Origin of the sequence: Streptomyces sp. NPDC001822 (assembly GCF_042892135.1) — a bacterium.
GTDB lineage: Bacteria > Actinomycetota > Actinomycetes > Streptomycetales > Streptomycetaceae > Streptomyces.
The window spans coordinates 242,786-264,213 of record NZ_JBIATW010000006.1 but is presented as its reverse complement, the minus strand read 5'-3'; the positions used below and the strand labels follow the sequence as shown (position 1 = coordinate 264,213).

The following is a 21,428-nucleotide window of genomic DNA, read 5'->3' as shown; positions in this document are numbered from 1 at the left end:
CCGTGCCGCGGCCCGGTGTCCACCCGGGGTCAGAGCTGGGTGACGTCCAGCTCGCCGGCCGCGTACTGCCGGCGGATCACCTTCTTGTCGAACTTGCCCACGCTCGTCTTGGGCACCGCCGGGATGACCGTCCAGCGCTCGGGCAGTTGCCACTTGGCGACGGACTGGCCGAGGAAGGTCCTGAGCGCCCCGAAGTCGGCCGTGGCCCCCTCCTTGAGCACGACGGTCGCGAGGGGGCGCTCGCCCCACTTGTCGTCCGGGACGGCGACGACCGCGGCCTCGGCCACGTCCGGGTGGGCCATGAGCGCGTTCTCCAGTTCGACGCTGGAGATCCACTCGCCGCCGGACTTGATGACGTCCTTGGCCCGGTCGGTGAGCGTGAGGTAGCCGTCCGCGCTGACCACACCGACGTCACCCGTCTTCAGCCAGCCGTCCTCGCTGAACTTGTCCTCGGGCCGCAGGTCCTCGCCGTTCGCACCGCCGTAGTACGCACCGGCGATCCAGGCGCCCCGCACCTCCAGCTCTCCCGCGGACTCACCGTCCCACGGCAGGTGTTCCCCGCCGGGGCCGACCAGGCGCGCCTCCACACCCGCCGGGAAACGGCCCTGCGTGATGCGGTACGGCCACTCCTGCTCCTCGGTGAGCCCGGCCGGAGGGTTGGACATGGTGCCCAGCGGAGACGTCTCCGTCATCCCCCAGGCGTGGCAGAGCCGGACACCCAGCTTGTCGTACGCCTCCATCAGGGAGGGCGGACAGGCGGCGCCGCCGATGGTGACGCTGGCCATGGAGCTGAGGTCGCGGGGCCTGGCCGTGACCTCGGCGAGCAGCCCCTGCCAGATGGTCGGGACGGCGGCCGCGTGCGTCGGCCGCTCCTTCTCGATCATGTCGGCGAGCGGTGCCGGCTGGAGGAACCGGTCGGGCATGAGCATGTTGACGCCGGTCATGAAGGTCGCGTGCGGCAGTCCCCACGCGTTGACGTGGAACTGGGGCACGACGACCAGGGTGGTGTCCTTGTCGGTCAGGCCCATCGACTCGGCCATGTTGACCTGCATGGAGTGCAGGTAGACCGAGCGGTGCGAGTAGACGACGCCCTTGGGGTCACCGGTGGTGCCGGAGGTGTAGCACATGGCGGCTGCCCGGCGTTCGTCCAGCTCCGGCCAGTCGAAGGCGGTGGGCCGTCCGGCGATCAGGTCCTCGTAGTCGTGCACCCTGGGCGTGACGCCCTCCAGCACGGACCGGTCGCCGGGTCCGGAGACCACCACGTGCTCGACCGATGGCAGGTGGGGGAGCAGCGGTGCGAGGAGCGGCAGCAGCGAACCGTTGACGAGGACGACCTTGTCGTCGGCGTGGTTGACGATCCAGATCAGCTGCTCGACGGGGAGCCGCAGGTTGAGCGTGTGGAGCACGGCGCCCATCGAGGGGATCGCCAGATACGCCTCGACGTGCTCGGCGTTGTTCCACATCAGGGTCGCGACGCGCTGGTCGCCGTCCACACCCAGCTCGTCGCGCAGGGCGTTCGCCAGGCGCGTGGCGCGTTCGCCGATGTCGGCGAAACTGCGCCGGTGCGGCTCGGGCTCGCCGGTCCAGGTCGTCACCTGCGACTTGCCGTGGATGGTCATCCCGTGGGTCAGGATGCGGGTGACAGTCAGCGGTACGTCCTGCATGGTGCTCAGCACGGCGTCCTCCCGGTGGGCGCTACGCGGCGGTAAGAGTGCGCTGATTCTGCTCACATACCACGCGGTATGTCACTACTTCCGGGAGTTACGAATCGATGCCGGGCGGCACGGCCGGTCCGGGACGGGGCGGCACGGGAGGCCGGGTTCACCGCACAGGGCCGGACCCGGAGGCCGCCGCGCGCGAGGCCGGGATCACCGTACGGTGCTGAGCTCCGGGTCCTCGCGGAGCTTCCCGAGCGCCCGCGACACGGCGCTCTTGACCGTCCCGACGGACACCCCCATCACCTCGGCCGTCTGCACCTCGCTCAGGTCCTCGTAGTACCTCAGGACGACCATGGCCCGCTGGCGGTCCGGCAGCCTGAGCACGGCCCGCCACATCGCGTCGTGCAGCGACTGCTGCTCGGCGGGGTCGGGGGCGGGCGGCGCCTCCTTCTCCGGCAGCTCCTCGCAGGCGAACTCGTCGACCTTGCGCTTGCGCCACTGCGACGTGCGGGTGTTCACCAGCGCGCGGCGCACGTAGCCGTCGAGAGCCCGGTGGTCCTCGATCCGCTCCCAGGCGACGTACGTCTTGGTGAGAGCGGTCTGCAGCAGATCCTCGGCATCGCTCGGATTCGCGGTGAGGGAGCGGGCGGTGCGCAGCAGCACGGGCCCCCGCGCCCGTACGTACGACGAGAACGACGGATAGCGGCGGTGTCCTGCGGATGCGGCGGCCGCCCTGGAGGCACCGGCACAGACTGGCGTGGTCATGTCTCCACGCTAGGAGCGGGCGCCCGCGAGGGGATCGGCCCCAGGTCCCGAAGCCACGTCCGCCTCAGGTTGTAGGGGTGGGGCGGGCTCCACCTCCTGAAGGTGGAGGGCGTCTCCACCGTCCTCAGGGTCCTCACCCCGGGGACACCCGGTCCCCGGGGCGGGCGGGACAGGCCCGTGCGGCAGGGGCGGCGCCACCGCCGCACGGGCTCCCGGTCAGTTCACCCAGAGCGGGGAGAAGGTGACATAGACGAAGGTGGTGGACTGGTCGATGTAAGCGAAGGGTGACCCGATCACCTGCGCGGAGTTGCTGTGGTTGGAGGCCCCCGCGCCGACGGCCTGCTGCTGCGAGGTGGACGAATTGCCGGAGTTGTCACCACCGACACCGCCGGACCCGATGGTCGCCACCCCCGCGTTCGATCCGTCACTCGCCAACGCGCCGTTGTCGGCCGCGGCGACTCCACCGAACAGAGCGACGGCCAGAGGTGCGGCGGCCAGCACGGCGAGGGCGCGGGCGGTACGGGTACATGCCATGTCAATTCCTCCAGGAACCGGAAAACGGCTTGGTACGGCTTATTACGGCCTGTTACGTCTTGATCCAGCCCGTTACGGCTTGCTATGACCCATTGCGGCTTGCCAGGGCTGATTCCGGAGCGGCCGGCCGACCGCTCCGACGCAGGGTCGCGACGTCGCGGTGCAGAACTGCCCATCGCCTCCCGGGCGAACCGCACGGACCCCTCGGTTCCCCCGCACGGATGAGGGAGGCCGGTCAAACCTCCCGCGCGCGGGACGGCGCACCGCCACCCGCACACGCCCCCTTCCCTTCTTCGAACGCCTGTACGAAAATATCCGTATGGCCACCACCGACCGGCAGACCGCCACTCTGGCCCTGGCCCACGCGCTCTCCGCCGCCGAGCGCGGGCTCCCCGTCTTCCCACTGTCCGCCACCAAGCTCCCCGCCCTGCGTTCCCCGCACCACGACGAGGTCCCGCCCGTGCGCTGCCGGGGTGAATGCGGGCTGCCCGGTCACGGCGTCCACGACGCCACCACCGACCCGTCCGCCGTGCGCGCGCTCTTCGCCGCCGCGCCCCGAGCCACCGGCTACGGCATCGCCTGCGGACGCCCCCCGCACCGCCTCATCGGCATCGACCTGGACATCGACACCACCCACGGCAACGACTCCGTCGCCGCGCTCCAACAGCTGGCCCTCGAGCACCTGTTCACCATCCCGCCCACCGTCACGGTGCTCACACCCAGCGGCGGCCGGCACCTCTGGCTGACGGGCCCGTCAGGCGTCCGCGTCCCCAACTCCGCCGGCCGCCTCGCCCCCGGCATCGACGTCCGCGGGGCCGGCGGCTACCTGGTCGGCCCGGGCTCGGTGACCACGCACGGCAGATACCTCCTCGCCACCGGCACCGCCCACCTCGCACCGGCCCCCTGCCCCAGCGCCCTCCTGCACCTGCTCAGGCCACCGCCACGCCCGCACCACCCCAGGAGCCGGAACTCCCCCGCCCGGCAGGGCCAGGGCCTGGTCCGGTTCGTACGCGCGGCGCACGAGGGCCAGCGCAACACCCGCCTGTTCTGGGCGGCCTGCCGCGCATACGAACACGGCTTCGGCGACGCACTCGCGGACGCGCTCACGGACGCGGCGATCAGCACGGGTCTCAGCGAACAGGAGGCCCGCGCGGCCATAGCCTCGGCGGCCCGGCTCACGACACCCCGGCGGACAGCCTGACCCCACGGCCGGCTCCGTCCACCAGGCCCCGGTACCGCGCCCGGCCGGGGCCTGATGGACACACGCGCACCATCCGTAAGTGATCTTGAATTAGTCCGCACTCAGCCGCGACAGGGACCCGAAGTCCCGTCCCGTACCCCGAGCCCAGTTGCGCGAACGGACGGCGCATCGCAGCAGTCCGTACCGGCGTCCCACGTGCCGACGTGCTGGAACGCAGAGATGCGCAGACGTTCGCGTGAACCGACTACTCCCCTACTTCACCGGTCAGGCCAGCACCAACGCCCCTGCGTGACTCGTGGCTTGAGTCGGCAGCCTCCCGCCGGACCTTCGGTGGCCCACACACGGCCGGCTCGCGGCAGAGCGGCGCACTCGAAGTCGCCCGACAGACTCCCGGACCCACTCCCACCCCGGCACCGCCGCACCAGCCGGCGGTGCGGATCTGTGACCCAGGTCTCACGATGTGCGTGCAGCACACGGAGCCGCCATCCCGTTGGGGAGGGGTGACAGGAAGGGATGGGGATGTGGATCTGGCAACCGAGCGCGTTATCCGTATGAGAGTCCGTGAGTCCGGGCCGGCGGAAGCCGGGTCGGCGTACGACTTCCACGACTTCGTCGTCGCCCGGTCCGCCGTACTGTTCCGCGGGGCCCTCGTCTTGACGGGGAACCGCGACACCGCGGAGGACTTGGTCCAGGAGACGCTGGAACGGGCCTGCCGCAAGTGGCGCACCATTGCCGCCAAGGAGGCTCCGGAGGCGTACGTGCGGCGGATCATGGTGAACCTGGTCAACGACAGGTGGCGGAGGTTCCGTCGCATGGCGCCGCACCACCACAGCGGCGAACCTGCCGCGCCTGGGGACCAGTACGGGCAGGTGGACACGAGGGACCAGCTGGTCCGGGCACTCCAGGGTCTGCCGGTTCGCATGCGGACGGTCGTGGTCCTGCGGTATTTCCACGACCTGCCGGATGACGAGATAGCAGCGGACCTGAAGATCTCGCCCAGCACCGTGCGGTCGCAGCTCGCTCGCGGGATCGACAAGCTCAGAGGTCAGTTCCCCGCACTCTCCAGCCCTTCACCACCGCAGCCGACGGAAGGAATCCCATGAGCTCACACGACTCGCAGCCTTCCGGCTGCGGACTCTTCGAACAGGAACTGGTGAACGCCATGAACGACTTCGTGAAAACCGCCGAGACGCCGCACTTCGACACGGCCGTCATCAGGCGCGGGGCCCGCCGCAAGCAGGCCATCACCACCGCGGGCATCGCCGCCGCCCTGATGGTGGCCTGCGGCGCGGGCACGGCCCTGGCCACCAACGCCGCGGGCGGCGCTTCGCACACCTCGGTGCAGACCGCCGCGACCAGCACCGCCGGCGACGGCACCACCGTGCTCGTCCGCACCAGCAACGGCAAGATCGTCAGGCAACAGCTGGCCGGCGTGAGCTCGACGGCCGCCAGGGCGGCGCTCATCCGCTACGACCTCACGCCCGCCTTCACCCGGGTGAAGATGTCCGACTGCGCGAAGCAGCAGGACGCCGTGGCCGCGGTTTCGCCGCACGCCCCGACGCTCGTCCACGCCGGTGACACGATCCGCATCACCACCTGCTACCGCTGAGCCCAGCGGAACCGGCCTGACCGGACAGAGGAGCGAAAAGGGTGGTGGCCCCGTCGGAACCGGGGCCACCACCCCCCGCATTCCACCACGCGTGCACCCGCGAGCGATGGGCGCACCGCGTGCTGCCAGGGTCGGCCGGAACCGCCGAACGCGGCGCCAAGCCCTCCGGACAGCCTTGGCCCCCGGTCCACCGCGCCACGCACCCGAGCAGTGCGCACGTTGGTGGAACAGGGGGAGTGCAGGAAGGGCGGGCCTCCATTCCGGAGACCCGCCCTCTGACGTGCTGCTTCTCTGACCTGCTGCGGTGGGTGTGGGATTTGAACCCACGGTGACTCGCGCCACGACGGTTTTCAAGACCGTTCCCTTAGGCCGCTCGGGCAACCCACCCCGCTTCGGAGCCCGTCCCGGTGCCCGGGGCCAGCTCGATGCGTGGAACAGCCTAGCCGGTCAGCTGTCGCCCTTGCGCTCGCCCAGGGTGACTTCGGCCGTCGCCGTCTTGCCGTCGCGCTTGTAGGTGAGCGTCACCTTGTCGCCGGCCTTGTGGGTCCAGATCTCGCCGATCAGGGTCGGGCCGCTGTCGACCACCGTGTCGTCGAACTTGGTGATCACGTCGCCGGCCTTCAGGCCCGCCTGGGCCGCCGGGCCGTTCGGGGTGACGGCGGGGGTGCCGCCCGCGCCCTCCTCCGAGATGACGGCGCCGCCGGTCTTCTCGTCCATCGTGACCGTCGCGCCGATCACCGGGTACACCGGCTCACCGGTCTTGATCAGCTGCTCGGCGACGTTCTTCGCCTGGTTGACCGGGATGGCGAAGCCCAGGCCGATCGAGCCGGCCTGCGACTGGCCGACGCCGCCGCCGCTGGTGGACTGGATGGCGGAGTTGATGCCGATCACCGCGCCGCCCGCGTCCAGCAGCGGGCCGCCGGAGTTGCCCGGGTTGATCGAGGCGTCGGTCTGCAGGGCGCTCATGTACGAGTTCTTGCTGCTGGATCCGTCACCCGAGGCCACCGGGCGGTGCTTGGCGCTGATGATGCCCGTGGTGACCGTGTTGGACAGACCGAACGGTGCGCCGATCGCGATGGTGGAGTCGCCCACGGCGACCTTGTCGGAGTCCCCCAGGGCCAGCGGGGTCAGTCCGTCCGGGGCGTTCTTCAGCTTCAGCACGGCCACGTCGTAACCCTGGGCGCGGCCGACCACCTCGGCGTCGTACTTCTTGCCGTTGGAGAAGGTCGCGGTCAGCTGACCGCTGTCCGCCGCGGAGGCCACCACGTGGTTGTTGGTGAGGATGTGGCCCTCCTTGTCGTACACGAAGCCGGTCCCCGTGCCGCCCTCGCCGTCGCCGGACTGCGCGTCGATGGTCACCACGCTGGGCAGCGCGCTCGCCGCGACACCCGCGACCGTGCCCGCGGCGCGCTTGAAGTCCTTGGGGCTGTTCGAGGCGGCGACGGTGGTCGACCCGGAGGAGGAGCCGGAGTCGCTGCTGTCGGCGGCCCAGTAGCCGAGGGCTCCGCCCACGCCGCCCGCGACGAGAGCCGCGACGGCGACCGCGGCGACCAGGCCGCCCGCACGGCGCTTGCGCGGGTGCTCGGGCGTCGCGTGCGCGGGGGCGCCCCAGGCCGGCGGGCTGCCGCCGTCGGCGTACGAGGGGATGGCGGGCGCGGGCGGCGGCCAGGCCGCGGAGCCGGCGGGGGCGTGCTCCGGTGCCGGCGGGGTGTACGGGTACTGCGGGTACTGCTCGTGCCCGGCGGAGGCCTGCTCGGCGTCTCCCTGGTGCGCGGCCGGAACCTGGGCCGTCGGCGCGTCCGCGGGCGTGGCGGGCGGGGCCCCCTGCGGGGTGCCCTCAGGAGCGGCAGCCGGCACGGGAGGTGCGGACGGAACAGACGGTACGGACGGACCCGCGGTGCCCTCGTAGCCCTCGTTCTCGGTGCTCACAGCTCTTTACTCCTCGGTTCCACTCGGCATTCGGCAAGAGATCCGCTGTGCACGTGTCTGCAGTCAGCTTTTCCCACAGCACGTCAGGCCACTGTAAGCAGGACCTGTGCATCCGCACACCAATCTTTACATCAGGCAAAACGGTCGTACACAACAAGCTGTCGGCACCCGCCGCGTCTCGGTGACACGATGGCGCCGTGACCCACGCACGCCTCCCCTCCGAGAAGCCTCCCATCCAGGTCATCGCCCACCGCGGCGCCTCGGACGACGCACCCGAGCACACTCTGGCCGCGTACCGGAAAGCCATCGACGACGGGGCCGACGCCCTGGAGTGCGACGTACGTCTCACCGCCGACGGGCAGCTCGTCTGTGTCCACGACCGCAGGGTGAACCGCACGTCCAACGGCCGGGGTGCGGTCTCCGCCCTGGAGCTGGCCGATCTGGCCGCGCTCGACTTCGGTTCCTGGAAGGACCACGAGGAGTCCCCCGACTGGGATCCGGCACCGGGTGAGCTCACGTCCGTACTCACGCTCGAACGCCTTCTCGAGCTGACCCATGACACCCGGGCGGGCGGGCGGCCGCTCCAGCTGGCCATCGAGACGAAGCATCCGACCCGCTGGGCCGGCCAGGTCGAGGAGCGGCTGCTCCATCTGCTCAAGCGCTTCGGCCTGGACGAGGCGCCCGCCGAGGGGCCGTCCCCCGTGCGCGTCATGAGTTTCTCCGCCCGTTCCCTCTACCGGGTGCGGGCCGCCGCCCCCACGCTGCCGACCGTCTTCCTGATGCAGTTCGTCTCTCCGAGACTGCGTGACGGCCGACTCCCGGCGGGGGCACGGATCGCCGGACCCGGGATGCGGATCGTACGCAATCACCCCGGTTACATCGAACGCCTGCACGGGGCGGGCCACCGGGTGCACGTGTGGACGGTGAACGAGCCGGAGGACGTCGACCTCTGCGTGGACCTCGGAGTGGAGGCAATCATTACGAACCGCCCCAAACAGGTCCTGTCACAACTTGGCCGTTCTTAACATCAGTTACACGGTGTGCACCGGCGCATTCACTCCGCATTCGATCGTTACGAGTGCATCACTGCCAGGGCTTTGGCCGGTTTCCGGCACATCCCAGGAGGGCATCCAATCCCTGGCGTGGGGCAAAGGAGGTCTCGGGGGTGGCGTTTGTGGTGGCACAGGAAGTGCCGACGTCGTCGAGCATGGCCGTACCCCATGGCCCAGCGGGTGTGGGGCAGGCGCGGCACCGTATGCGCGAGCAACTGCGCAGCAACGGGGTCTCGGACACCGTGGTCGACGACGCTGTACTGATTCTCTCGGAACTCCTCAGCAACGCCTGCCGGCACGGCAGACCGCTGGGGAGACACACGGAGGTGGGCGACGGCGACATCCGCGCCGCGTGGCGCGTGGACGGAGAGGGTGACCTGACCGTCGAGGTCACGGACGGCGGCGGACCGACCAGGCCCGTCCCGGCGACGCCCTCGGTCACCGCGCGCGGCGGGCGCGGGCTCAACATCATCAGCGCCCTCGCCCGGGAATGGGGCGTGCGGGACGATCCGGCGGGTGAGGTCACCGTCTGGGCCCTGGTCCCCGCGGCTCACAGGCGTCGCGGGTTCCCCGCGGTCGGCCACGGCCGTGCCGCGGCCACCCGCCGGGACCCGTCCGGCGGGCCGGGCGGCCTGGCGGGATTCGCCGGGCCGGGAGGGCTGGGTTCGCTGGAAGGCCTGGAACTGGCCGCCGCTCTCGACGCCTTCGACGACGCGGGCTGAGAGCTCCGCGGGTACGCCGGCCGGCAACTCCTGGGCGCCACCGGCCGAGAGGTCCGTGAGGGCACCGGCCGACCTGAGGACCCCGGCCGAGAGGTCCGTGAGTCGGCACGGCGGGTGGACGTGCGGGCCGTCGGCGGCCGGACAGGCGGCCGGGCACCGCGAGATGTGTGCCCCAGGGGGTGACAGGGACGGCTAGGCTCGCGCCCGAGACCGCACTGTCGCAATCGGGAGAACGTCCACCATGGCCAAGAAGCGCCCTCAGTCCAAGGCCGGGAAGCCGCAGCTCAAGGATGGTGAAATCCCGGTCGTCGGGGCACGCGAGCCCTGCCCGTGCGGTTCGGGCCGCCGCTACAAGGCGTGTCACGGACGCGCCGCCGCCCACGCCGTGACCGAGCTGGTCCAGCGCCCCTTCGAAGGGCTCGCCGGCGAGTGCGACTGGATCGCCCTGCGCGAGCTGGTCCCCGCCGCGACCGTCGGCCTGACGCTCAAGGGCGGGCTGCCCGAGGGCGTGCCCTCCGTGACCCTCGCGACCGTACTGCCGATGGCCTGGCCCGCGCTGCGCCGTGACGACGGCTCCGTCCTGCTCGCCCTGCAGAACGACACCTCGTCCGGCGACCTCAGCCGCGACCTGGCGGACACCCTGCAGCGGGCACTGGAGGCCGAGCCCGGTTCACCGGTCGCAGCCCGCCGTGTCCCGGCGGACGGCCCGCGCCTGCAGGACGTACTCGACCCCGAAGCGGCGTTCGAACCCGTCGTGCACACGGGCTTCGAGTTCTGGGTCCCGGACGCGGAGAACGCCACGGCGGAGGTGTCGGCCTCCCTGGAACGCGCCAACGCGGCCGCCATCCCCACGACCCGGCTCGCCGGTGTGGACGCGGCCTACTGGTGCGAGACGCCGGAGAAGAACCACCTGCGCTGGGTCATGCCGCACCCCGAGGAGCAGCTCCTCGACGCCCTCGCCCGTCTGCACGCCGCGGGCACCTCCTCGCTCGGCGAGGGAACCCGCCTCGTCGGCTCGTTCCGCGCCCACGGGCTCATGGTCCCGGTGTGGGACCTGCCGAGCGCGATGGGCGCCGAGCAGTGCGAGAAGCCCGCGGCGCAGTTCGCCGAGCGGCTCTCGGAGGCCCTCGCGTCCGACGCCCCGCTCACCGCCGACGAGCGCCGGGCCCGCGGCGGGCTCACCAACCGCCAGGTGACGCTCAGCTGACGGTCGCGGCGCGGGACGTGGCGGTGACTCCTGTCACAACTCCCCGTACCCGTCGGTGAATAGCTGACCGAATAGACGAGATCGAATTTGCTCACGGCAGATCTCTTGTTACGGTTCTGGAAGTCCGGTCGCTGGTGCATCCCCCGTCGCCAGCGGCCGGACCTTCTCGTTTCCGGGCCCGGGCGCCCACGGCGCACGCCGGAGCGCGCGGTGGACCCGCGGCCTGCGGCAACCGCCCCGGCCCTCACCCGCCTTCGGCCCCCGGCGCCCGTGGCTCCACAGGTCCGTGGCTGTTCGCCACCGGTGTGCGGGGCGAGTTCGGATCCGCACGCCGACTGTGCGCCCCCACGGAGCCCCTTGGACCCGGGCCGTTCGCTTTCGGACAGAATTTCGAGCTCTCCGCCCGCACCGCGAATGCACCGGCAACACCTCGGAAATCACCCGCACCGGCACCACCGCGCGCCCGTTCCGGCGCTCCGTGGAAAGAGCGTCAGAAAGCGGTCCGGCAGTAACCCCCTCGCACCGCGGAACGGGACGCGCGGGGCGTGCGGGGCCCTGAGCCGAGGTGCGGTCGCCGCCCGACGCCCGTGCGGGTGAGCCGTCCGCTCGTCCCGCACACGCCGCGGCCGCGTACCGCGCGGCGCCCACCCCGGCGGCCGGAGTGCCGTCGACGGGCCGCCGCGCCTACTCCGGTCAGTAGGAGAGCCGGCTGCCGCCGTCAGGAGCGCTGTTGCTCGCCTCGACGAGCGCGTCCAGGACCGTCTCCACGTCGGGAAGCCACGGCGCCGCGTCGCCCGCCTCCGGCGCACGCTCCCAGCGCACCTGTCCCGTACCCACCTCGGACGGAGGCAGGACCATATATCCGCCCTCCCCGTGGAACCGCAGGGAGCTGGGCACCCGGTCCTTGGCGTGCAGGAGCTCGCCGAGACGTTCCAGCGTGTAGGGGGAGACCATCAGCGACCAGCGGGTCGGGGTCGCGACGACGGGCCCGAGCCGCAGCCCCATGCCGTCGAGGGCCACCAGCGCACGGGCACCGGCGACGGCCGGCAGGCTCAGCGCGCAGGGGGCCGCGCCGCCCGTGGCCAGGACGACGGGGGCGCCGGGCCTGTTGGTCCACCACCAGCGCACCATGCGCGCGTCGGTGGTCGCCGCGAGGAGACCGGGATCGAAGGGGTGCGCGCCGGGTACGGCGCACTCGGGGTCGGGACAGGCGCAGCCGCGACCGCGTTCGCCGCGGACGGCTCCCGCGGCCAGCCCCGCTCCTGGGAGCACGGGCCACTTCCAGACGGTGGCACAGGTCAGCGCCGCGTCGAGCTGGGCGGAACTTTCCTTGCGCCGGGGCCGGCGCCTGCGTCGCCTTCCGAGGATCTCGCGCATGAGCGCTCGTTCCTTTCCGTTGAACGCCGAGGTCCACATCACACCACGCGTGTGCGTTACACCACGTGTGCGTCTCTTCGCCGTGCGTGCCTGCTCACCGGATTCCGGGCACGGACGAACCGTCGATGCCGGACGTGAGCCGAGCCGAGCAGAGTGGAACCGAACAGAATGGGGCTGAGCCGAGTCGAGCCGGGTTGAGCCGAGCCGAGTCCAGTTGAAACATCGCGCGGTCGGCGTGCGCATCGCGCGTGCCGTCCCTTGTGCTGCCCCGCCACTCAGGGCCGGGCGGGCGGCCGTCATCGGTGAGGACGCCCGGGCTCGCTGTCGGGTTCCGGGGCGATCGCGACTGCCCCTGGCCATCCACGGTTACGTACCCAGCATGCCCGGGATGACGCTCCCTCCGGCACTTCACCCCGAGGGTTCCCGCTGTCGAGCACGCCCAGTCGATCGCAAATAGCCGCCCGGGGGTGCATTTTTTGGCCAAGTTGACAGACGCCACGGACACCATAAATACCGCGAGGACAATGCTGGACATGACCTCAGTTGTGCGTGTAGATGTGGGGACGTGTACATGCGGATGCACTGATAGCGGCGCAGAACGACATGGGGGTTTGCGATGCTATTCGACAGAACGCACCGGTCGGAAAGACGGCCGGCGTGAGCGCCCCCCACCTGCCGAAAGTGGCTGGAATCGATCCCATGGTTCCCGTTTCAACGCAGACTGACGCGCCGCCGAGAGAAGTGCCCCCCGCTCCAGGGGTGTTCCTCCAGGACCGCCTGGCAGGCTGGGTCTCCGATCTGACCACCCTGCACGAGCTCACGGAGCGGCTGGCCGGAACCGGCACCCTCGACCACGCCCTGCCCGAAATCCTGAGCGCCGGAGCCGCCCTCGTCGGCGCCGCCCGCGGGCTCCTCGTCCTCGAACCAGCCGACGGCGGCGGACCGGTCCGCACCATCGGACTCGGCCTCGCCCACGCGGAACTCGGTCACATCGAGACCGTGCCCCGCAGCGCCACCCCGTACGGCCGCTTCCTCGACGGCCTCACCCACACCGACAAGCCGCTGGCGAGCCCTGACATCCTCGGCGACACCGGCCTGGACCCCCGTTGCCGCGAGGTCGCCGCCCGGCTCGGGTACGCCGCGAGCTACGCCCTGCCCCTCTCCACCGACGCCACCGGAAGACTCGGCGTGGCCGTCTGGCTCTACGACGAGCCCGCCGAGCCCCTGGAACGCCAGTGCCATCTCGCCGGGGTGTACGCCCGCTACGCGTCCGCGCACCTGGCCCGCCTGCTGGAACTCGAACGCTCCAGGGCGGACACGGCCGTCATCACCGAGGAACTCCTCCCCACCCGGCTGCCCCGCGTGCCCGGCGTCCGGCTGGCCGTGCGCCACCGCACCGCCGAGGGCGGCGGGGGCGACTGGTTCGACGCGCTGCCCCTCCCGGACAACGCGCTCGGCCTGGCCGTGGGATCGGTCGGAGGTTCGGGGCCCGCCGCCCTGGCCGCCATGGGGCGGCTCCGCGCGGGTCTGCGCGCGTACGCCGTGATGGAGGGCGAGGATCCCGTCGCCGTACTCTCCGACCTCGAACTCCTGCTGCGGCTCACCGAACCGGCTCGCGCGGCGACCGCCCTCTACGCGTACTGCGAACCCGAGCGGCGCACGGTCGTACTCGCCGGCGCCGGGCACACGCCTCCGCTCGTGATCGGCGACCGGCGCACCGAATTCGTGGAGACGACCCTGTCCGCGCCCCTGGGCATGCTCTCCTGCTGGGAGGCGCCGAGCGTGGAGTTCACGGCAGCGCCGGGCGAGACCTTCCTGCTCTACACCGACGGCCTCCTGCGCCGCGCCAGCGACTCCATGGACCGCGCGTTCGCACGGCTCCACGCGGCGGCGGCCGCGGTGCCGAGGACCGCCCGCCAGGACCCCGGGGCCGTCGCGGACCACATCCTGCGAGCCGTGCTCCCGGAGGACCACGGCCGGGACGACGCCGCCGAGGACGTCGTCCTGCTGGCCGCCCGCTTCGACTGACGGCCGCTCCCCGGACGGGTAATAGTTCCTCCGCACCTGTGCCCCCTTCCGTACGCCCGTACGATGGGCACGGCCCAGTGTCATAAAAGGAGGACAAATCGTGTCTGAGGAGCTCACCCCGGAGACCCCGGAAACAGCTGAGACAGAGCCGATCAAGCAGCGGAAGAACGGCCTCTACCCGGGCATTTCAGACGAGCTCGCCGAGAACATGAAGTCCGGCTGGGCCGACACCGAGCTGCACGGCCTGGAGCCCATCGCCCAGGCCTCGCAGACCGCCGCCCGCCGCGCCGCGCTCTCCGCGCGCTTCCCGGGCGAGCGCCTGGTGGTGCCCGCGGGCAATCTGAAGACCCGCTCCAACGACACCGAGTACGCCTTCCGGCCCGCCACGGAATACGCCTACCTCACCGGCGACCGGACCCAGGACGGCGTCCTGGTGCTCGAACCCACCGAGGACGGGCACGAGGCCACGGTCTACCTGCTGCCCCGCTCCAACCGCGAGAACGGCGAGTTCTGGCTCAACGGCCAGGGTGAGCTGTGGGTCGGCCGCCGCCACTCCCTGAGCGAGGCCGAGCAGCTGCTGGGCATCCCGGCGAAGGACGTCCGCGAGCTCCCCGCCGCGCTGGCCGAGGCCACCGGCCCGGTCCGCAACGTCCGGGGTCACGACGCCGGCATCGAGGCCGCCCTGACCGACAAGGTCACCGCGGAGCGCGACGAGGAACTGCGCGTCTTCCTCTCCGAGGCCCGTCTGGTCAAGGACGACTTCGAGGTCGCCGAGCTCCAGAAGGCCTGCGACGCCACGGCCCGCGGCTTCGAGGACGTCGTGAAGGTCCTCGACAAGGCCGAGGCCACGAGCGAGCGCTACATCGAGGGCACCTTCTTCCTGCGCGCCCGCGTCGACGGCAACGACATCGGCTACGGCTCGATCTGCGCCGCCGGTCCGCACGCCACCACGCTGCACTGGGTGCGCAACGACGGCGAGGTCCGCCCCGGCGAGCTCCTGCTGCTCGACGCCGGCGTGGAGACCGACGAGCTCTACACGGCCGACGTGACGCGGACGCTGCCCATCAACGGCACCTTCTCCCCGCTGCAGCGCAAGATCTACGACGCGGTGTACGAGGCCCAGGAGGCGGGCATCGCGGCGGTGAAGCCCGGCGCCGCCTACCGCGACTTCCACGACGCCGCGCAGCGGGTGCTCGCCGAGAAGCTGGTCGAGTGGGGCCTGCTCGGCGACCTGTCCGTGGAGAAGGTGCTGGAGCTGGGTCTGCAGCGCCGCTGGACGCTCCACGGCACCGGGCACATGCTCGGCATGGACGTCCACGACTGCGCCGCCGCGCGCACGGACTCGTACGTCAACGGCACCCTGGAGGCCGGGGTCTGCCTCACGGTCGAGCCGGGGCTGTACTTCCAGGCCGACGACCTGTCCGTGCCCGAGGAGTACCGCGGCATCGGCGTCCGGATCGAGGACGACATCCTCGTCACCGAGGACGGCAACCGGAACCTGTCCGCCTCGCTGCCGCGCCAGGCCGACGAGGTCGAGGCGTGGATGGCCGGGCTCAAGGGCTGACATGGGTGGGCGCGGGAATCCGCGCCCGCGCACCGGAGGGCGCGCTGCTCAGGACACCATGAGCAGCGCGCCCTCCCGCCATTTGAGGATCTTGTCGAAGCTCACCACGGCCCCCCGCCCCGGGCGGTTGCCGAAGTGGACGTGATCGGCGAGCTCTTCGATCAGGCCGAGTCCCCGGCCGCTCTCCGCGGTCTCCGGAGGGTGCACGGTGGTGCGCGCCGGCCACGCGTCGGCCGCTGGACCGACGGCGGACGGCTGCTGGTCCACGGAGTGTCCGGCGGCGGACGGCTGCTGGTCCGCGGAGTGTCCGGCGCCCGGTCGTGCCGCGGCGCGAAGCGTGCGCCGTACGGGGAAGCCCGGCCCCGAGTCGGCGACTTCGATCCGGCACTTCTCGCCGTCCAGATACGCGGTGACCCGGTACTGGCCGCACGCGTGGCCGGCCCGATCGTGGCCGGTCTCGTCCGCGTCGTCATGTCCGCCGCCGTGCTCGACGGCGTTCGCGCAGGCCTCGCTGAGCGCGACGGAGAGATCGTAGGAGACGTCCGGGTCCACCCCGGCGGTCTCCATGGTGCCGAGCAGGAAACGACGGGCGAGCGGGACGCTCGCAGCCTCGCGCCGCAGATGCAGTGACCACCACATGCTCATGCTCCAGCCTCCTGGCTGCGGCTCGACATACCGTTACGTATTGCCGGGGAGAACCCTCCGTAAGCACAAATCCCCTGTGACAGCGCTCATTCGGCGGATGCGGATATTCCGGTCCTCGGTGTATACCCGGCGGGACGAGGGCCTCGGAGGGGGCGTGAACAGGTGCAACACGTCCCGATCACTCCCGGATGGGACGGATGCCGACCTTCCGGACCTGCCGTACGGGGACCGGGGGCCGGGTGCGATGATGACCCGGCCATGTCTATCCCCGTCGCACGCGCCGGAGCCGGTATGCGGCTCCTGAGGACCGCGGTGTTCACCGCGGTCTGTGTCGTGCTCGCCGCGGCCGGGCATGGGATGGCCGCGGGCACGGGAGTCTCCGGGTGGCCCCTGGCGGCCGGTTTCGCCGGGGTGTTCACCGTGGCCGCCGTGCTCGCCGGACGCGAACGGACCCTCCTGTCGATCACCGCCGCTCTCGCGGCCGGGCAGGTCGCCCTCCACGTCCTCTTCGGACTGGGACGGCACGCGCCCGGCGCCGCGGCGGACGACTCGCTGATCCGCTTCGCCGCAGGGCTCGTGTGCGGCGAGGGATCGACGCGGCTGAGCGCAGGTGAGGCCCACCGCATCGTGACGACCGCCGGGCTCGACCCCGCGACCGTGACCCAGGGGCACACGCACCTGGCCTCCGGGGCGGACCCGATGTCCATGGCCTCGTTGCTGACCGGGCTGCCCAGCCTGCCGATGTTCCTGGGACATCTGCTCGCCGCGGTCGCCACGGGCTGGCTGCTGCGGCGCGGTGAGATCGCGCTCTTCCGGCTGGCCACGATCTCGGCCAGGGGCGGCCGTCAGCTCGCCGCCGGGGCCCGGCTCGGAGCCCTGCGCGCGGCGATGGCACTCGTGCGCGCCCTGCGCGCGGGACTCCCCGGGCAGCTCACGACCGCGCCGGCCTTCCCCCGCAGCGGCGCGGACGCACGTGTGCCCGCCACCGGGGATCCTCTGCAGCACATGGTGATCAGGCGCGGGCCGCCGCCCGTATACGTACGCGCAGCCTGACGCGACCCCTCCGCCGGACCCGGTGAAGAGGCGGTCGTGATGCCGTCGTGCGTCCGCGCGCCGGACCGCCTTCCCTCTCGTCCTGTGGAGTGATCACCGCCATGAACGTTTCCCGCATCGCCCTCGCCGGCGGCGTCGCCGCGTCCGCCGTCGTGCTGCTCGCCGGTACCGCCTCCGCACACGTCAGCGTGCAGCCGCAGGGACCCGCCGCGAAGGGCGGCTACGCCACCGTCAACTTCAAGGTTCCCAACGAGCGCGACAACGCCTCGACCGTGAAGCTCGAGGTCAGCTTCCCGGCGGACCACCCCCTCTCGTCGGTCAGCCCGCAGCCGGTGGCCGGCTGGAAGATCGACGTCACCAAGAGCAAGCTGGCCAAGCCGCTCGACGTCCACGGCAAGAAGATCAACGAAGCCGTCTCCAAGGTGACCTGGACCGCGGAGGGCGACGGCATCAAGGCCGGGTTCTTCCAGCAGTTCCCGCTCTCCGTCGGGCAGCTTCCCGAGGACGCCGACCAGCTGGTCTTCAAGGCGCTCCAGACGTACAGCAACAAGGAGGTCGTCCGCTGGATCGAGGAGCCCACCGCGGGTGGGGAGGAGCCCGAGAACCCGGCTCCCGTCCTCGCGCTGTCGGCTCCCGCCGAAGGCGCCCACGGTGCCGCCGCGGACGACAAGGACGACGCGGACGCCAAGGACGACCACGCCGCAGAGGCGAAGAAGGAGACGGCGGCCACCGAGACCGCGTCCTCGTCGAACAGTGACGGCACCGCCCGCGTCCTGGGCATCGTCGGCATCGTCGTCGGCGTCGCGGGGGTGGCGTTCGGCGTCCTCGCGGGCCGTCGCCGCACCGCCTGATCCGCCAGGGACCACCACTCGTACGACAGACCAGGGATCAGCTCCATGCACAGCAAGAAGACGGTGCTGGCCGCGGCGTTCGCCGCCGTGGCCGCACTGACCCTGTCGGCCTGCGGCAGCGGCGAGGCCGCGGCGGACAAGTCCGTCGCCGACGTCTCCACCCAGCCCCCGTCCAAGCCGGGGACCGTGCTCGACCAGCCGTTCACCAAGCCCGACCTCGTCCTCACCGACACGCACGGCGAGAAGTACGACCTGCGCGCACGGACGAAGGGCAAGCCGACCCTCATCTACTTCGGCTACACCAACTGCCCCGACGTCTGCCCGCTGACCATGAGCAACATCGCGCTCGCCAAGCGCGCCCTGCCCAAGGCCCAGCAGGACGCACTCCAGGTCGTCTTCGTCACGACCGACCCGGAACGGGACACCCCGGCCTCCCTGGGCAGCTGGCTCAAGGCCCAGGACCCCGCCTTCACCGGCCTCACCGGCGACTTCCCGGCCATCCAGGCGGGAGCGCGGCAGATCGGCATCGGCATCGACCCGCCGAAGAAGGAGAAGGACGGCACGGTCGTCTCGATGCACGGCGCCCAGGTCATCGCCTTCTCCCCGAAGACCGACCAGGGCTATGTGCTCTACGGCGAGGACACCACGGCCGAGGACTACGAGAAGGACCTGCCGAAGCTCGTCGAGGGGGCCACCCCGTGAGGCGGCGCACGGCCGTCGCGGGGACGCTGACGCTCGCCACCGGGCTGGCCCTGACCGCGTGTTCGTCGGACGGTCCCCCACGTCTGGAGGTCACCGGGGCGTTCATGCCGCAGCCCGTCAGCGACATGGCGGCCGGTTTCCTCCTCGTCAGGAACAGCGGCGGGGCCACCGACCGGCTCACCTCGGTGACCAGTTCGCTCTCCGACCACGTCTCCATCCACGAGACGCGGAATCAGACGATGCGGATGGTCACGTCGTTCGAGGTGCCCGCCAACGGCGAACTCGACCTCGAACGCGGCGGCAGCCACATCATGTTCACGGACCTCAAGCAGCGGCCCAAGCAGGGACAGACGGTTTCCGTGGAACTGCACTTCGAGAAGGCCGACCCCATCAAGGTCGACATTCCCGTGAAGGAGACCACCTACAACCCGAAGAAGCAGTGAGGTACTGACACCCCATGACAGCCACCGCCCCGCACTTCGGGCCCTCCCCGGCACGACGGCCGCTCGCCGCGGTCCCGCTCCTCGTCGCTCTGATCGGCCTGCTGTTCGGCCTGGTCCTGGCCGGCGCGAGCCCCGCGTCCGCGCACGCCGCCCTCACCGGGAGCGACCCACAGGACGGGGCGGTGGTCGCCACCGCCCCGGAGGAGGTCACCCTCACCTTCTCCGAACAGATCGCCATGGGCGACGACTCGATCCGGGTGCTGGACCCGGACGGCAAACGCGCCGACGACGGCGCACCGCGTGACCTCACGGCGGGCGGTGCGGTGCGCTACGGCGTCACGCTGCACAGCGGTCTGCCCGACGGCACCTACACCGTGGCCTGGCAGGCCGTCTCCGCGGACAGCCACCCGGTGTCCGGGGCCTTCACCTTCTCCGTCGGCGCCCCCTCGGAAACGACCGTGGCACTGCCCTCCTCCGGAGCCGGCGGGGGCCTCGTGGGGGTGCTCTACGGCATCGCGCGCTACGCCGCGTACGCCGGATTCATCCTGCTCGCGGGCGGATCCGCCTTCGTGCTGGCGTGCTGGCGGCGCGGAGCCGGGTCCCGTCCCCTGCAGCGGCTCGTCGTACGCGGCTGGATCACGCTCACCGCCTCCACCCTGGCCATGCTGCTCCTGCGCAGCCCGTACACCGGTTCCGGCAAGCTCTCGGACGCCTTCGACCTCGACGGGCTGCAGACGGTGCTGGACACCAAGCCGGGGGCCGCGCTGGTCTCGCGGCTGCTGCTCCTGGGCGCCTCCGCACTCTTCATCGCCGTGCTCTTCGGGGCGTACGCCAAGCGCGAGGAAGGGAAGGAGAAGCAGGACCTCACCTTCGGACTCGCGATCGGCGGAGCGGTCATCGCGGCGGGCATCGCCGGTACGTGGGCCCTGGCCGAGCACGCGTCGACGGGCGTCCAGCCCGGTATCGCCATGCCGGTCGACGTGCTCCACCTGCTGGCCGTGGCCGCCTGGCTGGGCGGTCTCGCCGCGCTGCTGGTCGCCCTGTACCGGGCGCCGGACATCTCGAGCGATGCCGTTCGGCGGTTCTCCCGGATGGCGTTCGGCAGCGTGGTCGTCCTCGCCGCGACCGGGATCTACCAGTCCTGGCGGCAGGTCGGCTCCTGGTCCGCCCTGACCGGCACCCGGTACGGGCAGCTCCTGCTGCTGAAGGTGGCGCTCGTCGCCGTGCTGGTGGGCGTCGCGTGGATCTCACGGCGGTGGACGGCGCGGCTGGCCGCGGGCGCCGTATCCGCCGATCCGGTTCCGGCCGCCGCGGGGAGCCCGTCGGCCGGGCCCGGCGAACCGGCCGCCTCCGGGGCCGCGGGTTCCGACGGTGTACCGAACACCCCTGTGGGCACAGCGGCTTCGGACGCGACGGTCACCACGGCCGTCGCCACGGCCGACCAGACCGACGAGACCGACGAGATCGCAGAGACCGACGAGAGCGGTACGGCCGAGGACGACGTCGATCCGGAACGTGCCGCCCAGCTCTCGCGGCAGCGCGCCGCTCTGACCGCGACGAAGGAGAAGCGCGCCCGGGACGCCGACCCCGAACGCTCCGGGCTGCGCCGCTCCGTGCTGGTGGAGACCGGCATCGCGGTGGTGCTGCTCGTCGTGACGACGATCCTCACGTCCACCGAACCCGGCCGGACCGAGGAGGAGGCGGCCCGCGGCAGCACCACGGCCGCGGCCACGCCGGTGACCGGCGGACAGGTGGCCGTGAGCCTGCCCTTCGACACCGGCGGCCGGGGCGGGAAGGGCATCGTGCGCATGGACATATCGCCGGGCGGAACCGGGTCCAACAACGTGCACCTCTGGATCGAGGCGCCCGGGAACCTCCCCATGGACGTCCCCGAGGTGAAGCTCGCCTTCACGCTGGAGTCCAAGGACATCGGTCCCCTCCCGGTGGTGCCGGACCGGCTCACCGAGGGGCACTGGACGGCCGCCGACGTACAGATCCCGATGGCGGGCGACTGGAAGGTCGCGGTCACCGTGCGGACGTCGGACATCGACCAGACGACCGTCGACAAGAACGTGAAGATCGGCTGAG

19 protein-coding genes and 1 tRNA gene are annotated in these 21,428 nt (G+C 71.6%); 13 read left to right on the top strand and 7 right to left on the bottom strand.

Features of this window, described 5'->3' with window-relative positions; genetic code table 11:
- Positions 1 to 29: 29 nt before the first annotated feature.
- The 3 genes from ACFYY2_RS16735 to ACFYY2_RS16725 all read right to left on the bottom strand — a co-directional run bounded on the left by ACFYY2_RS16735 (position 30) and on the right by ACFYY2_RS16725 (position 2,957).
- Positions 30 to 1,676: a long-chain fatty acid--CoA ligase gene (locus ACFYY2_RS16735; protein ID WP_388742977.1), complete on the bottom strand. Its 1,647-nt coding sequence runs from the start codon at positions 1,674 to 1,676 to the stop codon at positions 30 to 32.
- Between the two features lie 192 nt (positions 1,677 to 1,868).
- Complete coding sequence (locus tag ACFYY2_RS16730; RefSeq protein WP_388742974.1) at positions 1,869 to 2,423, bottom strand: SigE family RNA polymerase sigma factor; 555 nt, start codon at positions 2,421 to 2,423, stop codon at positions 1,869 to 1,871.
- A 216-nt stretch (positions 2,424 to 2,639) separates the two neighbouring features.
- On the bottom strand, positions 2,640 to 2,957 hold the full coding sequence (locus ACFYY2_RS16725; RefSeq protein ID WP_388742972.1) for a hypothetical protein: 318 nt from the start codon (positions 2,955 to 2,957) through the stop codon (positions 2,640 to 2,642).
- Positions 2,958 to 3,276: 319 nt separating this feature from the next.
- Here ACFYY2_RS16725 and ACFYY2_RS16720 point away from each other — a divergent pair, with 319 nt between their 5' ends.
- The 3 genes from ACFYY2_RS16720 to ACFYY2_RS16710 all read left to right on the top strand — a co-directional run bounded on the left by ACFYY2_RS16720 (position 3,277) and on the right by ACFYY2_RS16710 (position 5,767).
- Positions 3,277 to 4,158 carry a bifunctional DNA primase/polymerase gene (locus tag ACFYY2_RS16720; RefSeq protein WP_388742969.1) on the top strand — a complete coding sequence of 294 codons (882 nt, stop codon included), beginning with the start codon at positions 3,277 to 3,279 and terminating at the stop codon, positions 4,156 to 4,158.
- A gap of 551 nt (positions 4,159 to 4,709) precedes the next feature.
- Positions 4,710 to 5,261 carry a SigE family RNA polymerase sigma factor gene (locus ACFYY2_RS16715; protein ID WP_388742966.1) on the top strand — a complete coding sequence of 184 codons (552 nt, stop codon included), beginning with the start codon at positions 4,710 to 4,712 and terminating at the stop codon, positions 5,259 to 5,261.
- Positions 5,258 to 5,767 (top strand): hypothetical protein, encoded by a 510-nt coding sequence (locus tag ACFYY2_RS16710; protein WP_388742963.1) that lies wholly within the window; start codon positions 5,258 to 5,260, stop codon positions 5,765 to 5,767. Before ACFYY2_RS16715 ends, ACFYY2_RS16710 begins: the two co-directional genes overlap by 4 nt.
- 302 nt (positions 5,768 to 6,069) lie before the next feature.
- On the opposite strand, the gene ACFYY2_RS16705 is transcribed toward ACFYY2_RS16710, so the two are convergent.
- Together ACFYY2_RS16705 and ACFYY2_RS16700 are read right to left on the bottom strand one after the other, a co-directional pair.
- Positions 6,070 to 6,154 (bottom strand) — tRNA-Ser (locus ACFYY2_RS16705).
- A gap of 60 nt (positions 6,155 to 6,214) precedes the next feature.
- A complete protein-coding gene (locus tag ACFYY2_RS16700) occupies positions 6,215 to 7,696 on the bottom strand; it encodes a S1C family serine protease (RefSeq protein WP_388742960.1) in 1,482 nt (493 codons plus the stop codon).
- A 197-nt stretch (positions 7,697 to 7,893) separates the two neighbouring features.
- Between ACFYY2_RS16700 and ACFYY2_RS16695 the strand changes: the two genes are divergently transcribed.
- From ACFYY2_RS16695 to ACFYY2_RS16685, 3 genes are all read left to right on the top strand, one after another.
- Positions 7,894 to 8,721, top strand: a complete 828-nt coding sequence (locus ACFYY2_RS16695; protein ID WP_388742957.1) for a glycerophosphodiester phosphodiesterase family protein — start codon at positions 7,894 to 7,896, stop codon at positions 8,719 to 8,721.
- Positions 8,722 to 8,861: 140 nt separating this feature from the next.
- A complete protein-coding gene (locus ACFYY2_RS16690; RefSeq protein ID WP_388742955.1) occupies positions 8,862 to 9,470 on the top strand; it encodes an ATP-binding protein in 609 nt (202 codons plus the stop codon).
- Between the two features lie 241 nt (positions 9,471 to 9,711).
- Positions 9,712 to 10,677, top strand: coding sequence for a DUF5926 family protein (locus tag ACFYY2_RS16685; RefSeq protein ID WP_388742953.1), 966 nt, complete (start codon positions 9,712 to 9,714; stop codon positions 10,675 to 10,677).
- Positions 10,678 to 11,370: 693 nt separating this feature from the next.
- Here the strand turns inward: ACFYY2_RS16685 and ACFYY2_RS16680 are convergent.
- Positions 11,371 to 12,054, bottom strand: a complete 684-nt coding sequence (locus ACFYY2_RS16680; RefSeq protein WP_388742950.1) for a bifunctional DNA primase/polymerase — start codon at positions 12,052 to 12,054, stop codon at positions 11,371 to 11,373.
- 603 nt (positions 12,055 to 12,657) lie between these two features.
- Between ACFYY2_RS16680 and ACFYY2_RS16675 the strand changes: the two genes are divergently transcribed.
- Together ACFYY2_RS16675 and ACFYY2_RS16670 are read left to right on the top strand one after the other, a co-directional pair.
- On the top strand, positions 12,658 to 14,082 hold the full coding sequence (locus ACFYY2_RS16675) for a PP2C family protein-serine/threonine phosphatase (RefSeq protein WP_388742947.1): 1,425 nt from the start codon (positions 12,658 to 12,660) through the stop codon (positions 14,080 to 14,082).
- Positions 14,083 to 14,182: 100 nt separating this feature from the next.
- Complete coding sequence (locus tag ACFYY2_RS16670; protein WP_388742945.1) at positions 14,183 to 15,646, top strand: aminopeptidase P family protein; 1,464 nt, start codon at positions 14,183 to 14,185, stop codon at positions 15,644 to 15,646.
- 48 nt (positions 15,647 to 15,694) lie between these two features.
- Here the strand turns inward: ACFYY2_RS16670 and ACFYY2_RS16665 are convergent, their stop codons facing one another.
- Positions 15,695 to 16,291 carry an ATP-binding protein gene (locus tag ACFYY2_RS16665; RefSeq protein ID WP_388742942.1) on the bottom strand — a complete coding sequence of 199 codons (597 nt, stop codon included), beginning with the start codon at positions 16,289 to 16,291 and terminating at the stop codon, positions 15,695 to 15,697.
- A gap of 258 nt (positions 16,292 to 16,549) precedes the next feature.
- On the opposite strand from ACFYY2_RS16665, the gene ACFYY2_RS16660 reads away from it, so the two are divergent.
- From ACFYY2_RS16660 to ACFYY2_RS16640, 5 genes are all read left to right on the top strand, one after another.
- Entirely contained in the window at positions 16,550 to 17,344 is a 795-nt protein-coding gene (locus ACFYY2_RS16660; protein ID WP_388742940.1) for a hypothetical protein, read from the top strand.
- A gap of 101 nt (positions 17,345 to 17,445) precedes the next feature.
- Entirely contained in the window at positions 17,446 to 18,195 is a 750-nt protein-coding gene (locus tag ACFYY2_RS16655; RefSeq protein WP_388742937.1) for a YcnI family protein, read from the top strand.
- 45 nt (positions 18,196 to 18,240) lie between these two features.
- Complete coding sequence (locus ACFYY2_RS16650) at positions 18,241 to 18,897, top strand: SCO family protein (RefSeq protein ID WP_388742934.1); 657 nt, start codon at positions 18,241 to 18,243, stop codon at positions 18,895 to 18,897.
- Complete coding sequence (locus tag ACFYY2_RS16645) at positions 18,894 to 19,340, top strand: copper chaperone PCu(A)C (RefSeq protein WP_388742932.1); 447 nt, start codon at positions 18,894 to 18,896, stop codon at positions 19,338 to 19,340. Before ACFYY2_RS16650 ends, ACFYY2_RS16645 begins: the two co-directional genes overlap by 4 nt.
- A 14-nt stretch (positions 19,341 to 19,354) precedes the next feature.
- The gene (locus ACFYY2_RS16640; protein ID WP_388742929.1) at positions 19,355 to 21,427 is read left to right on the top strand and encodes a copper resistance CopC/CopD family protein; all 2,073 of its coding nucleotides are present in this window, start codon (positions 19,355 to 19,357) and stop codon (positions 21,425 to 21,427) included.
- Position 21,428 lies beyond the last annotated feature (1 nt).